Below are 13,530 nucleotides of genomic sequence, written 5' to 3'. Positions count from 1 at the left end.
GTCGTACCGTGGCCGGATGAACACGAACGCGTCCTCGCGGTACGACGCCGTGATCGTCGGCGGCGGGCACAACGGACTGGTGGCGGCGGCGTACCTCGCGCGGGCCGGGCGGCGGGTGCTGGTGCTCGAACGGCTGCCGCGGGTGGGCGGGGCGGCGGTGTCGGCCGAGGCCTTCCCGGGGATCGACGCGCGGCTGTCGCGCTACTCGTACCTCGTGAGCCTGCTCCCGCGCGCGATCGTGCGCGAGCTCGGCCTGCGGCTGGAGCTGCGGCGCCGCCGGATCTCCTCGTACACGCCGGTGGTGCGGGACGGGAAGCCGACCGGCCTGCTCGTCGACGCGGCCGACCCGGACCGCACGCGCGAGTCCTTCCGGGCGCTGACCGGCGGCGAGCGCGAGTGGGAGGCCTGGCACCGCTTCTACGGCACGACCGGGCGGATCGCCGAACGCGTCTTCCCCACGCTCACCGAACCACTTCCCTCGCGCGCCGAGCTGCGTCGCCGGATCGGGGACGACGCCGCCTGGGAGGCGCTGTTCGAGCGGCCGCTTGGCGAGGCGATCGAGCGGACCTTCGCCGACGACCTCGTGCGCGGCGTCGTGCTGACGGACGCCCTGATCGGCACGTTCACCCACGCCCACGACCCCTCGCTGCGGCAGAACCGCTGCTTCCTCTACCACGTCATCGGCAACGGAACGGGCGACTGGGATGTCCCGGTCGGCGGCATGGGCGCGGTCACCGGCGCACTCACGGAGGCGGCGCTGGCGGCGGGCGCCGAGCTGCGCACCGGATGCGAGGTCACGGCGATCGTGACGGACGGCCACGGCGATGCCGAGGTGACGTGCCGTCATAAAGACGGTGAAGCGGTGGTGGTGGGTGCCAAGGTACTGGTGAACGCGGCGCCGGCGACGCTGGCACGGCTTCTCGGTGGCGAGCCTTCAGCTGAACTTCCGCCGGAAGGAGCGCAGTTGAAGGTCAACATGGTGTTGCGCCGACTTCCCGCCCTCCGCGACTCCGCCGTCGACCCGCGGGACGCCTTCTCCGGGACGTTCCACATCGCCGAAGGCTACCGGCAGTTGGAGGCGGCGTACGGCGAGGCGGCGTCGGGCCGGCTGCCCTCGGCGCCGCCGTCCGAGATCTACTGCCACACGCTCACCGACAGCTCGATCCTCGGCCCTGGCGCGATCGGGCAGGGCCTCCACACCCTGACCCTCTTCGGGCTCCACGTGCCCGCACGGCTGTTCGCGGACCCGTCGACGTACGAGGACGTCAAGGCCCGTGCGCTGGCGGCGAGTCTGGCGCAGCTGGACGACGTGCTCGCCGAGCCGATCGCCGACTGCCTGGCGACGGATGCCGACGGGCGGCCCTGTGTGGAGGCGAAGACGCCGCTGGACCTGGAGCGCGAGCTCGGCCTGCCGGGCGGTCACATCTTCCACCGCGACCTGTCCTTCCCGTACGCGGAAGGGGATCCGGCCGTCGCCGCCGAACGCTGGGGCGTGGCGACGGCCCACCCGAACGTGCTGCTGTGCGGCGCGGGGGCGGTACGCGGCGGGGGAGTCAGCGGCATCCCCGGCCACAACGCGGCGATGGCGGTCCTGGAGGAAGCGGCCCGGTGACCCTGGTGTTCCTGGCCCCTTCGGCCGCACAACGCCCCTGCGCTGTGCGGCCGTTCGCGTTTCAGCGGCAGTACGCCCCGGCCCGGGCCGCCGCCTCGGCGGCTGCTGCGGCGCGGTCGGCTGCGGCCTCGTCCAGCGGGTCGGCCGTCGTGAGCATCCGGTAGTAGAGCGGGGCCGAGACGGCCCGCACGACCTCCGCCGGGTCGGTGCCGGCGGGCAGTTCGCCGCGCTCGACGGCCTCGGTGACGCACGGCGCCCACTCGGCGACCCGCACCTCGTAGAAGCGCCGGAGCGCCTCCGCCGCGCCCGCGTCGCCGTTCGCCGCGACGATCACCGCGCGGAACAGCGCGCCCTGGCGCGGGTCGGCGAGGGTGCGCTGGACCAGCCGGGCGTTGGCGCGCAGGTCCTCGGCGAGCGAGCCGCTGCGGGTGCGCGGCAGCGACTGCTCGGCCATGTCCGCGAGCAGGTCGGCGACCAGGGCGCTGGTGCCGCCCCAGCGCCGGTAGACGGTGGTGCGCCCGACCTCGGCGCGCTGGGCGATGTCGCCGAGGTCGAGGCCGGCGAAGCCGTGCTCGACGAGCGCGTCCTCCGCGGCGCGCAGGACGGCGGCGCGCACGCGCGCGGTGCGGCCGCCGGGGCGGACGGTGCCCGGGACGGGCTGGCTCTCGTCGACCATTAACGGGATTCCTGTTCCATTAGCTCGTCGGACTCTGCTACGGTCGAGTCATCCTAACGGAACGACCGTCCCGTTAGTCGCCTCCTGGGGGAGCAATCACCATGGAATACCGTCAGCTCGGGGCGTCCGGCCTCAAGGTCCCCGCGCTCAGCCTCGGCACCGGCACCTTCGGCGGGCGGGGCCCGCTCTTCGGCGCCTGGGGCACCACCGGCGACCAGGAGGCCCGCCGCCTCCTCGACATCGCCATCGACGCCGGCGTGACGATGTTCGACACCGCCGACGTCTACTCCGACGGCGCCTCCGAGGAGGTGCTCGGCAAGGCCGTCCACGGCCGCCGCGACCGGGTCCTCATCTCCACCAAGGCCGGCCTGCCCACCGGTGAGGGCCCCAACGACGCCGGCACCTCCCGGGCCCGCCTCACCAAGGCCGTCGACGACGCCCTGCGCCGCCTCGGCACCGACTACATCGACCTCTTCCAGCTCCACGCCTTCGACGCCGCGACCCCCGTCGAGGAGGTCCTGGCCACCTTCGACGACCTCGTCCGCGCCGGCAAGGTCCGCTACACCGGCGTGTCCAACTTCTCCGGCTGGCAGCTCATGAAGTCCCTCGCCGCCGCCGACCGCCAAGGCCGCCCCCGCTACGCCGCCCACCAGGTCTACTACTCGCTCGTCGGCCGCGACTACGAGTGGGAGCTGATGCCGCTGGCCGCCGACCAGGGCGTCGGCGCCCTCGTCTGGAGCCCGCTCGGCTGGGGCCGCCTCACCGGCAGGATCCGCCGCGGCACGCCCGTCCCGGCCGGCAGCCGTCTCCACGACACCGCCGACTACGGCCCCCCGGTCGAGGACGACCACCTCCACCGCGTCGTCGACGCCCTCGACGAGATCGCCGAGGAGACCGGCCGCACCGTCCCCCAGGTGGCGATCAACTGGCTCCTGCGCCGCCCGACCGTCTCCTCCGTCATCATCGGCGCCCGCAACGAGGACCAGCTCCGCCAGAACCTCGGCGCCGTCGGCTGGTCCCTCACCCCCGACCAGATCACCCGCCTCGACACCGCCAGCCTCCGCACCGCCCCCTACCCCTACTTCCCCTACCGCCGCCAGGAGGCCTTCGCCCGCCTCAACCCGCCCATGACCGGCTGACGGACAGTGCGGAGCGATCCCGTCTCCGCCGGTCGTGACGGTCCTCCGAACCAGGGCGGACCCGCCCCTCGCCGGATAATGGGCTTGCCGTACCGGTGCCCGGTGCGGCAAGGTCCGCACCATGCTTGAACTGCGAATCCTCTCCTCCGACGACTGGCCCGTCTTCCGCGAGCTGCGCCTCGCCGCGCTCGCCGAGGCGCCGTACGCCTTCGGCTCCACCCTGGCCGACTGGCAGGGGCCCGGCGACCACGAGGACCGCTGGCGCTCGCGCCTGGAGATCCCCGGCGCGCTCGACCTGGTCGCCGTCCTGGACGGCACGCCCGTCGCCATGGCCAGCGGCGTCCCCGCCGACGAGGACCCGACGGCCGCCGAGCTCATCTCGATGTGGGTCGCCCCGCAGGCCCGCGGCCGGGGCGCTGGCGACCTCCTGATCACCGAGATCGCCAAGTGGGCCGCCGCCCAGGGCTGCTCCACCCTGAAGCTCGCCGTCACGCCCCACAACGACGCCGCGATCGCCCTCTACCGCCGCCACGCCTTCGCCGACACCGACGAGCTCGGCGACCTCCTCGACGACGGCACCGGCCGCGAACTCGTCCTGGCCAAGCCGCTGGTGTAGGGGCCTCGCCGCCTACTCCGCCGGCACCGTCGCCGGGGCCTTCGGGCGGGCGTGGGTCGGGAGGCCGTTGGTGAGGTCCTCGACGAGGAGGCGCCAGGCGATGGCGTCGGCGGCGGTGCGCAGTCGGGGGCTGCGGGGGCGGCCGGCGTCGGCGTCGAGGCGGGCGTTGAGCCAGTCGGACCAGGCGCGGGCCAGGGCGGTGATCTGCCGGCGGCCGGCCTCGGTGGGGATCAGCTGGTCGCCGTCGCGGGTGAGGTAGCCCTCGTCGGTCATGCGGTCGAAGACCGGTTCCAGGACCTCGGGCGGGACGCGCTTGCGCGCGGCGATGAGGTCGAGGGAGGCCCGGCCGACGGCCTTGGTGTGGCCGGCGACCTCCATGAGGGCCCACGCGCCGGCGAGGTCGACGCGGGTGTCGGCGGTGGAGACGATCGAGCGGACGGCGTCGAGGTCGACCCCGCGCACGATCTTGCAGACCGAGTACTCCAGGTGCGGGTCGGCGTCGCTGGTGGTCGGCTGGGCGAAGGCCTCGCCGAGGTCGGTGGAGCCGGCCCGCGCGGTGTCGCGCAGCTTGACCTGCTTGAGGAACAGCGCGACGACGAAGCCGACCACCGCGACCGGGATGGTCCACAGGTAGACGGTGTGCAGGGCGTCGGAGTACGCCTGGACGATCGGCGCGGCCTGGTCGGCGGGCAGCGCGTGCAGGCCCTGCGGGCTCTCGGCGGCCTTGCCGAGCACGGCCGGGCTCGCGCCGGTGAGGCGGGCGGAGGAGGCGATGCCGTCGGCGAGTTCGGTCTTGAGGCTGTTGGCGTAGATGGTGCCGAAGACGGCGGTGCCGAAGGAGCTGCCGATGGTGCGGAAGAACGTGACGCCGGAGGTGGCGGTGCCGAGGTCCGCGTAGTCGACGGTGTTCTGCACCGCGATGGTGAGCACCTGCATGCTCAGCCCGATGCCGACGCCGAGGACGAACATGTACAGCGAGGCGAGTGCGGTGCCCGTCCCGGGTTTGAGCAGCGAGAGCAGGTAGAGGCCGAGGGCCATCACGAGGGTGCCGGCGATGGGGAACAGCCGGTACTGGCCGGTCTTGCTGACGACGTTGCCGCTGGCGATGGAGGCGAGCAGCAGGCCGATGACCATCGGGAGCATGCGGACGCCGGAGACGGTGGCGGAGTCGCCGTCCACGTACTGGAGGAAGGTCGGCAGGAAGGTCAGCGCGCCGAGCATGGCGAAGCCGACGATGAAGCTGAGCACCGAGCAGACCGCGAACACCGGGTTGCGGAACAGCCGCATGGGCAGCATGGGTTGGGCCGCGCGCGTCTCGACCACGCAGAACAGGCCGAGCGCCACGGCGCCGCCCGCGAACAGGCCGATGATCGTCGCCGAGCCCCACGCGTACTGGTTGCCGCCCCAACTGGTGGCCAGGATCAGGGCGCCGGCCCCGACCGCGACCAGCGCGATCCCCAGGTAGTCGATGACCGGCCGGACGGCGGCCCGCACCGAGGGGATCGTCCGGGCCGCCGCGACGACCACGAGGACGGCGATCGGCACGTTGACGTAGAACGCCCAGCGCCAGGACAGGTGGTCGGTGAACAGCCCGCCGAGCAGCGGGCCGATGACCGTCGCCACGCCGAACACCGCGCCGATCGCGCCCTGGTACTTGCCGCGCTCCCGCAGCGGGATGACGTCGGCGATCAGCGCCATCGCGGTGACCATCAGGCCGCCCGCGCCGATGCCCTGGAGGGCGCGCCAGGCGATCAGCAGCGTCATGTTCGTCGCCAGGCCGCAGAAGAACGAGCCGGTGATGAAGACGATCGCGGACACCTGGAAGAGCAGCTTGCGCCCGTACAGGTCGCCGAACTTGCCGGCCAGCACGGTGGCGACCGTCTCGGCGAGCAGGTAGGAGGTGACCACCCAGGACATGTGGGCGGCGCCGCCCAGGTCCGCGACGATGGTGGGCAGGGCGGTGCCGACGATCGTCTGGTCGAGGGCGGCCAGCAGCATGCCGAGCACGATCGTGGCGAAGACGACGTTCCGCTGCCGGACGTCCAGCACGGGCGGGGCGGACGGCGTGGTCTCGGTGTCGACGGTCATGCGCCCAGCCTCGCCGCGCCCGCGGGCCCGCCGCGCGGCGGTTCGGCCGTCCGGGTGAGCCGGGTGGCCCCCGCGGTCGGGCGGGGTGAGGATGAGGCCCCCAGGGCGATGCCGGGCGTCCGACGATGCCGGGCGTCCGGAGGTCCGGAGAAGGCTCCCCATGAACCCCGATCCCCCCAACAGCACCGCGCGCCCGCCGTCCCGGGGCGCCTCCGCCGTCGGCGGGCGGGCCGGGGCGCGGCGCTGGCGGGCGCTCGCGGTGTGCCTGGTGGCCGGGTTCATGACGCTGCTGGACGTCAGCATCGTGAACGTCGCCCTGCCGACCGTCCGCACCGGGCTGCACATGTCGGAGAGCGGCCTGCAGTGGGTGCTGAGCGGCTACGCGCTGGCCTTCGGGCTCGTGCTGGTCCCGGCCGGGCGGCTCGGGGACGCGCGCAGCCGGCGGGCGGTGTTCCTGACCGGGCTGGCGCTGTTCACGCTGGCCAGCGCGCTCGCGGGGGCGGCGCAGGACCAGACGTGGCTGGTGCTGGCCCGGCTGTTCCAGGGCGCGGCGGGCGGGGTGCTGGTGCCGCAGGTGTCCGGGTTCATCCAGACGCTGTTCCAGGGGGCCGAGCGGGGGCGGGCGTTCGGTGCGCTGGGGTCGACGATCGGGGTGTCGACGGCGGTCGGCCCGCTGCTGGGCGGGCTGCTGATCCACCTGTTCGGGCCGCAGGACGGCTGGCGGTGGGTGTTCCTGGTCAACCTGCCGATCGGGATCGCGGCGCTGCCGGTCGCCTACCACCTGCTGCCGCCGCCCCCGCCGGCGGGTGAGCGGGCGGGGCACCGGGACTTCGACCCGGTCGGGGTGGTGCTGCTCGGCGGCGGGACGGTGGCGCTGCTGCTGCCGTTCGTCCAGGAGCAGCAGTGGCACAGCCCGGCGCGGTGGCTGCTGCTGCCGGTGGCGGTGCTGCTGCTGGGGGCGTTCGTCGGGTGGGAGCGGCACTACGCGCGGCGGCGGGAGCCGCTCGTGAACATGGAGCTGTTCGCGGTGCGCCCGTACGCGGCGGGGGTGGCGCTGTCGCTGGTGTACTTCGCGGGGTTCACGGCGATCTTCTTCATCTTCACGCTGTACCTCCAGGCGGGGCTGCACTACTCGGCGCTGGCGGCGGGTCTGTCGATCACGCCGTTCGCGGTGGGTTCGGCCGTCTCGGCCGCGCTCGGCGGGCGGGTGGTGACCCGGCTGGGGCGGCGGCTGGTGGTGTTCGGGCTGGTGCTGGTGCTCGTCGGGCTCGGGGCGTCGATCCTGGCGGTCCGGCTGGGGCCCGGGACGTGGGCGGGCTGGGCGACGGCGCTGCCGCTCCTGGTGGCGGGGACGGGCAGCGGGCTGGTGATCTCGCCGAACCAGACGCTGACGCTCTCGCAGGTCCCGCTCGCCCGGGCCGGCAGTGCGGGCGGGGTGCTGCAGACCGCGCAGCGCGTCGGTTCGGCGGTGGGGATCGCGATCGTCGGCTCGGTCTTCTTCGCCCACGCCCGCGGGAGGAACCCGGACTGGGCGGTCGCCTTCGAGCTGGGGGCGACGGTCGCGGCGGGCCTGGTCCTGGCGGCGCTGGTGGTCGCGGCGGCGGACCTGGCGGCCGGGCGCACCAGGTGACGCGGGGCCCGCACCCCCGTGGCGGGCCCCGCTCGTCGTTCGGTGCGCTCGTCGTTCGCCCGCCATTCGGCGCGCCCGTCAGTGGTCCCGGCGCCGGATCGTGAGCGCGGCGATCGCGACCGCCGCGACGGACCACACCGCGAACGTGATCCAGCCGCTCGCGACCGTGGCCGGGTACGGCGACACCCGCTGGTTCGTCAGGTCCACCTGGGCCAACCGGCGCCACGCGGTGAACGGCAGGGCGTGCGCGACGTCGGCGGACCAGTGGTAGGTGTCGGTGAAGAACGACGGCACGAAGAACAGCACCAGGATCGTGCTCACGACGCTCGCCGCCGTGTGCCGGATCAGCACGCCCAGGCACAGTCCGACGAGCGCGCAGACCGGCGCGAACAGCGCGGCCGCCGCGACGAACCGGAACGCGCCCGGGTCGGTGATCGGCAGCCCGATGCCCCGGCCGCCGATGATCGCCTGTGCCACGCCGAAGGCGGTGCCCGAGACCGCGGCGCCCCAGCCGAGCATCACGCCCGTCAGCACGGCCGCCTTGGCGAGCAGCAGCGCCCGCCGGTCGGGGACGGCCGCGAGACTCGCCCGGATGAGGCCGCTGGCGTACTCGCAGACGACGACGAACGCGCCGAGCCCGCCTCCCACCAGCATGACGACGTCGGCGCCGACGGCGCTGAACGCCGAGTCGAGCGCGGCCTGGTGGTAGCTGGCCGTCGGGCCGGGCTCGAAGTGGTCGTACGTGTAGGTGGCGTTCTTGACGGCGGCGAGGACGACCACGGCGGCGCCGAGCAGCAGGACCCACGGGGTCGAGCGCAGCGACCAGAACTTGATCCACTCGGCGGCGAGGAGGTCGCGGAAGCGGGCGCGGCCCGGCGCGGTGGTGGTGGCGGTCATGGCGAGGGTGCTCAACGGGACTCTCCGGCGAGGTATTCGACGCTGTCGGCGGTCAGTTCCATGAACGCCTCCTCCAGGGAGGCGCCGCGGGTGGTGAGGGCGTGCAGCAAGAGGCGGTTTTCCAGGGCGAGTTCGCCGATCCGCGGGGCGGAGAGGCCGGTGACGGCGAGGGCGCCCTCCGGGGCCGGCCGGACGGTGGCGCCGGCGGCCGTCAACACCCCGGCCAGCCGGGTGGGTTCGGCCGCGACGACGGTCACGCTCGACCGGCCGGCCCTCGCGGAGAACTCCGTCAGGCCCTCGTCGGCGATCAGCCGGCCCCGGCCGATCACGACCAGCCGGTCGGCGGTGTGCTCCATCTCGCTCATCAGGTGGCTGGAGACGAAGACCGTCCGCCCCTCGGCCGCCAGGCGGCGGAACAGCCCGCGCACCCACAGGACGCCCTCCGGGTCGAGGCCGTTGAGCGGCTCGTCGAAGAGGAGCACCGGCGGGTCGCCGAGCAGGGCACCCGCGATGCCGAGCCGCTGGCGCATGCCGAGCGAGTACCCGCCGATCCGGCGGCGCGCGGCACCCGCCAGGCCGACCTCGGCGAGCAGCTCGTCGACCCGCCCGAGCGGGATCGCGTTGCTGCGCGCCAGCGCCCGCAGGTGGGCGCGGCCGGTGCGGCCGCCGTGGACGTCGGCGGCGTCGAGCAGTGCGCCGACGTGGCGCAGGCCGCGCTTGAGGTCGCGGAAGGAGCGTCCGTCGACGGTCGCGGTGCCGGAGGTCGGCTCGTTCAGGCCGAGGACCATCCGCAGGGTGGTGGACTTCCCGGCGCCGTTGGGGCCGAGGAAGCCGGTGACGTGGCCGGGGCGGACGGTGAAGGTGAGGCCGTCCACGGCGGTCCGGCGGCCGTAGCGCTTGGTCAGCTCGGTGACTTCGATCATGGGCAATACGGTGCCGGAGCGGACCGGACCGCCGCATCGGACCGGCGCTGACACCGTGCGGCCCCGGCCGTCATCCCCGGTCGTACAACCACGGTTTGATGACCCGCCGACGATCCGTCGATACGATCACCACCATGATCACGACGCCGACCCCGCCGCTGTTCCGGCGCGTCCCGCCCGAGGCCTGGGTGGGACTCGCCTGGTGCGCGGCCGCCGCCTACCCCGCCGTCGTGCTCGGCGGCACCGCCCGGCAGCACAGCGGCGCCGCCGCGCACGGCGGCCTGGCGTTCACCCTGCTCGACACCGCCGTCGCCTTCGCCGGCGCCGCCCTCGTGCGCCGTCTGCCGGTGCTCTCCGTGGCACTGCTGCTGATCGCCACCTGGACGGAGACGGACGGCTGGGCCGCCAACACCCAGGTGCCCCCGGCCTCGCTGCTCGCCGTCGACGCCGCCCTCTGCCTGATCACCGCCACCGCGCCGCGCCGCTCCTCCCGGAGCGCGTTCGCCCTGGTCATGACGTTCCTCGTGCTGCACATGGGGCTCGTGCACGGCAACACCGTCGGCATCTTCACCGGCACCCACATCGGGTCCGCCGACGGAGCCGCGCTGCTCGCCCTCGTCGCCTGGCTGGCCGGGCGCTCGGTGCGGCAGAACCGCGAGCACGCCGAGGCGCTGAGCACCCGGGCGGCCGCGGCGGCCGTCACCGGCGAACGCCTGCGGATCGCCCGCGAGATGCACGACACCGTCGCCCACAGCATCGGCATCATCGCCCTCCAGGCCGGCGCCGCCCGCCGGGTCATCGACACCCGGCCGGAGCGGGCCAAGGAGGCGCTCGGCGCGATCGAGACCGCCGGACGGGAGACGCTCGCCGGGCTGCGCCGGATGCTCGTCGCGCTGCGCCAGGCCGAGGGGGAGGCCTCGGCCACCGTGCCGCAGGGCCTGGCCGACCTCGACCGGCTGGCCGCCGCGACCACCGCCGCGGGTGTCGCGGTGGAGGTCCGGCGGCTCGGTGAACAGGCCGGACTCCCGGACGAGTTGGACCTCGCGGTGTTCCGTGTCATCCAGGAGTCCGTCACCAACGTGGTGCGCCACGCGGGCGCGAGCGCCTGCCGGGTCTCCGTCGACCGCACGAAGGAGGACGAGGTGTCCGTCGAGATCACCGACCGGGGCCGGGGCCACGGCACCGCCCCGGGCAGCGGCTTCGGCCTGGCCGGGCTGCGCGAGCGGGTCGCGCTGCTGGACGGCGAGTTCAGCGCCGGGCCGCGCCCCGGGGGCGGGTTCCGGGTCGCGGCCCGGCTGCCCCTGCGGGCGGAGGCGGGCCGGTGAGCGGGTCGGTGAGCGGGACCGCGAGCGGGCCGGTGGAACAGCGGGTGGTCCGCGTCGTGCTGGCCGACGACCAGCCGCTGGTGCGCGCCGCGCTGGAGATGGTGATCGCGGAGACGGACGACGTCGAGGTGGTCGGCGAGGCCGGCACCGGCGCCGACGCCGTCCGGCTGGCCGCCGAACTGCGGCCGGACGTCGTCGTGATGGACATCCGGATGCCCGGCACGGACGGCATCGAGGCCACCCGCCTGGTCACCGCCGCCGGCGGGCCGACCCGGGTCGTCGTACTCACCACGTTCGACGACGACGACCACGTGTACGCGGCGCTGCGGGCCGGGGCGTCCGGGTTCCTGGTCAAGGACATGGCGCTGGACGACATCCTCGCCGCCGTGCGGGTGGTCGCGGCGGGGGAGGCGCTCATCGCGCCGAGCGTCACCCGCCGCCTGATCTCCGCCTTCGCGGGGCAGGCCCCGGCACCGGTCTCCGCATCGGCGTCGGAGCACCCGCGCCTCGCCGCGATCACCGGGCGCGAGCGCGAGATCCTCACCCTCGTCGGGCGGGGCCTGTCCAACGGCGAGATCGCGACCGAGCTCGTGCTCAGCATCGCCACCGTCAAGACGTACATGACCCGGCTGCTCGCCAAGCTCGACGCCCGCGACCGCGTGCAGCTGGTGATCCTCGCCTACGAGGCGGGCCTGGTCTCCGCGACGGGGTCGTGAGGCCGCGCGCTCGGCGCTCGACCGCCACACCCGCGTCCATCGCGATGGCCCGGTCGCGGCCGGGTACGAGCGCGGTCTTCGTGGTGCGTCCGTCCGTGTCGCGTCCAGCGGGCCGCCGCGCGGGGCCGGCCCCGCGCGGCGGTCACGCGAACCGGTGCGCCGGCTACTGCGGCGCCGGGTCCGCGGTCGGTGCGACGGTGGCGCGCGAGCCGGACGGGCCCGCCGCGGCGGCGAGTTCGACCGCGGCGCCCGTCCAGGCCGCGCCGAAGGCCCAGGTGGCGAGCCATTCGCACAGGTAGACCGGGCGGATCGGCCAGTCCGTGCCGAGGTGGGTGAGCGCGGCGACGGCGGCCAGCAGGAGCAGCGCGGGGATCAGCACGCCGGCCGCCAGGTAGCCGCGGGCGACCCACGGCTTGCGCTCGTACCGCGGGTCGCGGAAGGAGTAGACGGAGAACAGGGCCAGGACGATGTACAGCAGCGCGGCGAGGACGAGGTGGACGGCCCCGATCGTGGCCTGGAACGCCGTCGGGTCCGGTGGTGAGGTCGGGCAGAGCGCGACACCGAGCGCGCACGCCCCGGCCGCCGTGCTCCAGCGGTCGTCCCGGCGGTCGAAGCGGTAGCAGACGAGGAACACCCCGAGGGCGCACAGGCTCCCGACGAAGACGTTCCGCGTGCTGGAGTAGTAGGCGCCGCTCATCGACGCGGGCCAGTAGCCGTTCGTGCTCAGGCCTCTGAGCTCGGCGAACAGCCAGTTGCCCAGCGGCAGGGCGATCGGCAGGAGGATGCCGATCAGCCCGACGCCGAGGCGCAGGAAGGTGACGGTCCGTTCGTCCTGGGAGCCGGACGGGTCGGTCGGGTCGGACGGATCGGGTGAGGGAGTTCTGACGGCACGCCAGTGGGGGATCATGGACGCCTCCTTGAGGCTCGGCGCTGCCTCTGTTGTACCCGCGCCGCCGCACGACCCCACACCACCGGAACGAGTGGTTTCCGCCGCGTGCGGCCCCGGCCCTACCCCCGGTAGCCGGTGCCCGGCCGGCGGGGCTCGAACTCGGCGCAGTGGAAGGTCTCCTGGGCGAAGCCGGTGCGGCGGTCCCAGAGGCGGAAGATGTCGGCCTTGCCGGTGACGCCGCGGTAGGCGTCCTTGGCGCCGCGGAAGCAGGCCATCGAGCCGATGAAGCCGGACCCGGCCGGGGAGTAGTCGGAGAACGCGCACGCGATGCAGGCCGCGAGGGCGGTGCCGGGCGGGAGCCGGCGCTGGAGGTCGAGGAGCGCGTCCTCCATGTCCTCCCAGGGGCCGCCGGAGGCGACGGTGCCGGCGTCGTCGGGAAGGTCGAGTTCGAGGGTCACGTGCAGGGCGTCGAGACTGCCGTCGGGGTTGGCGTCGCCGAGGACGAGCCGGGCGTGCAGGAGGCCGGGCCGCGGGTCCGGGCCGGGGCCGGTGACCTGGAGCGGGGTGCGCCACTCGATCGTGCAGGAGCAGAGTTCGTCGAGCCGGGTCAGGTCGGGCGGCAGGGCGTCCTCGTCGAGCCGGCCGACGAGTTCGAGGGAGTCGAGGCTGTCGCCCTCGTACCGGTTGCCCCGCAGGAGCAGGGAGAAGGTCTGCCCGTCGTTGACCAGGACGGTGTCGGCACGGCCCCAGCGGTCGGTGACGACGGCGGGCAGGCGCAGCGGCGGCTCGTATCTCAACTCGCTCGGCATAGGGGAATTATGAGGCGCGGGGCGGGGCTCCAGCCATCGTTTCGAAGGACTTCGAAGGGCTGCGCAGGACTTCGGGGACCACAACACGGCCTCCGAGCCCGGGTCCTGGACGAAACGCCGCAGCCCGGGAGGGAACGCCGCCGCCCCGGGCGGGCGCCCGGGGGGGGGTCGGGGGGCCGGCCCCACGGCCGGGTGCTTCCTCCCTTGAGC

At 74.4% G+C, this 13,530-nt stretch carries 12 protein-coding genes; 6 read left to right on the top strand and 6 right to left on the bottom strand.

Features of this window, described 5'->3' with window-relative positions; genetic code table 11:
* Positions 1 to 16 precede the first annotated feature (16 nt).
* Positions 17 to 1,612, top strand: a complete 1,596-nt coding sequence (locus tag ACFV4G_RS21450; protein WP_380442687.1) for a phytoene desaturase family protein — start codon at positions 17 to 19, stop codon at positions 1,610 to 1,612.
* Between the two features lie 61 nt (positions 1,613 to 1,673).
* Here ACFV4G_RS21450 and ACFV4G_RS21445 read toward each other — a convergent pair whose 3' ends face one another.
* Positions 1,674 to 2,288 carry a TetR/AcrR family transcriptional regulator gene (locus tag ACFV4G_RS21445; protein WP_380442685.1) on the bottom strand — a complete coding sequence of 205 codons (615 nt, stop codon included), beginning with the start codon at positions 2,286 to 2,288 and terminating at the stop codon, positions 1,674 to 1,676.
* Between the two features lie 101 nt (positions 2,289 to 2,389).
* Here ACFV4G_RS21445 and ACFV4G_RS21440 point away from each other — a divergent pair, with 101 nt between their 5' ends.
* Both ACFV4G_RS21440 and ACFV4G_RS21435 read left to right on the top strand, forming a co-directional pair.
* Positions 2,390 to 3,427, top strand: a complete 1,038-nt coding sequence (locus ACFV4G_RS21440) for an aldo/keto reductase (protein WP_380442683.1) — start codon at positions 2,390 to 2,392, stop codon at positions 3,425 to 3,427.
* 121 nt (positions 3,428 to 3,548) lie between these two features.
* Positions 3,549 to 4,043 (top strand): GNAT family N-acetyltransferase, encoded by a 495-nt coding sequence (locus ACFV4G_RS21435; protein WP_380442681.1) that lies wholly within the window; start codon positions 3,549 to 3,551, stop codon positions 4,041 to 4,043.
* Positions 4,044 to 4,055: 12 nt separating this feature from the next.
* Here the strand turns inward: ACFV4G_RS21435 and ACFV4G_RS21430 are convergent, their stop codons facing one another.
* Entirely contained in the window at positions 4,056 to 6,131 is a 2,076-nt protein-coding gene (locus tag ACFV4G_RS21430) for an MDR family MFS transporter (protein WP_380442679.1), read from the bottom strand.
* Between the two features lie 160 nt (positions 6,132 to 6,291).
* Between ACFV4G_RS21430 and ACFV4G_RS21425 the strand changes: the two genes are divergently transcribed.
* Positions 6,292 to 7,761 (top strand): MFS transporter, encoded by a 1,470-nt coding sequence (locus ACFV4G_RS21425; protein ID WP_380442677.1) that lies wholly within the window; start codon positions 6,292 to 6,294, stop codon positions 7,759 to 7,761.
* Between the two features lie 78 nt (positions 7,762 to 7,839).
* Here ACFV4G_RS21425 and ACFV4G_RS21420 read toward each other — a convergent pair whose 3' ends face one another.
* On the bottom strand, positions 7,840 to 8,673 hold the full coding sequence (locus tag ACFV4G_RS21420) for an ABC transporter permease (RefSeq protein ID WP_380442675.1): 834 nt from the start codon (positions 8,671 to 8,673) through the stop codon (positions 7,840 to 7,842).
* Positions 8,670 to 9,581: an ATP-binding cassette domain-containing protein gene (locus ACFV4G_RS21415; protein WP_380442673.1), complete on the bottom strand. Its 912-nt coding sequence runs from the start codon at positions 9,579 to 9,581 to the stop codon at positions 8,670 to 8,672. The genes ACFV4G_RS21420 and ACFV4G_RS21415 overlap by 4 nt, the downstream gene beginning before the upstream one ends.
* Before the next feature lie 134 nt (positions 9,582 to 9,715).
* Here ACFV4G_RS21415 and ACFV4G_RS21410 point away from each other — a divergent pair, with 134 nt between their 5' ends.
* Together ACFV4G_RS21410 and ACFV4G_RS21405 are read left to right on the top strand one after the other, a co-directional pair.
* The gene (locus tag ACFV4G_RS21410) at positions 9,716 to 10,906 is read left to right on the top strand and encodes a sensor histidine kinase (protein ID WP_380442671.1); all 1,191 of its coding nucleotides are present in this window, start codon (positions 9,716 to 9,718) and stop codon (positions 10,904 to 10,906) included.
* Between the two features lie 8 nt (positions 10,907 to 10,914).
* On the top strand, positions 10,915 to 11,622 hold the full coding sequence (locus tag ACFV4G_RS21405) for a response regulator (RefSeq protein WP_380442669.1): 708 nt from the start codon (positions 10,915 to 10,917) through the stop codon (positions 11,620 to 11,622).
* A 163-nt stretch (positions 11,623 to 11,785) separates the two neighbouring features.
* Here the strand turns inward: ACFV4G_RS21405 and ACFV4G_RS21400 are convergent, their stop codons facing one another.
* Positions 11,786 to 12,529 carry a hypothetical protein gene (locus ACFV4G_RS21400; RefSeq protein WP_380442667.1) on the bottom strand — a complete coding sequence of 248 codons (744 nt, stop codon included), beginning with the start codon at positions 12,527 to 12,529 and terminating at the stop codon, positions 11,786 to 11,788.
* 101 nt (positions 12,530 to 12,630) lie between these two features.
* A complete protein-coding gene (locus tag ACFV4G_RS21395) occupies positions 12,631 to 13,320 on the bottom strand; it encodes a DUF6304 family protein (protein WP_380442665.1) in 690 nt (229 codons plus the stop codon).
* Positions 13,321 to 13,530: the final 210 nt, after the last annotated feature.

This window comes from Kitasatospora sp. NPDC059747 (assembly GCF_042732955.1).
GTDB lineage: Bacteria > Actinomycetota > Actinomycetes > Streptomycetales > Streptomycetaceae > Kitasatospora.
The sequence above is the reverse complement of the archived record's forward strand: the minus strand, read 5'-3'. Positions and strand labels throughout refer to the sequence as shown.